Here is a 254-nt window from a genome sequence, read left to right as displayed (position 1 = left end):
ACCTGGCTGAAACGTAAAGCCGAACTGGCAGACCTTGAACGGGAATACCGTGAACAGCTCCTTGCCGGTGACGAACAAATTCCGCTCAGAATGCAGGATTTGCGCGACAATATCGACGTGAAAAAGTGGGAAATTAATCAGGCCGCCGGTCGCTATATCCGCTCACATGAGGAGGTGCAGCACATCAGCATCCGCAACCGGCTCCATGACTTTATGCAGCAGCACGGCGCGGAGCTGGCCGCCACGCTGGCACC

1 protein-coding gene is annotated in these 254 nt (G+C 56.3%); it reads left to right on the top strand.

Going from position 1 to position 254, the window contains the following annotated elements:
- A partial coding sequence (locus tag OGY71_RS00250; RefSeq protein ID WP_286612605.1) for a phage polarity suppression protein occupies positions 1-254 on the top strand: 254 nt, incomplete at both ends.

It is taken from the genome of Citrobacter sp. Cpo109 (assembly GCF_030332565.1).
Taxonomy (GTDB): Bacteria; Pseudomonadota; Gammaproteobacteria; order Enterobacterales; family Enterobacteriaceae; genus Citrobacter; species Citrobacter portucalensis.
Note: the sequence above shows the minus strand (reverse complement) of the source record. Positions and strands in the feature narration are given on the sequence as shown.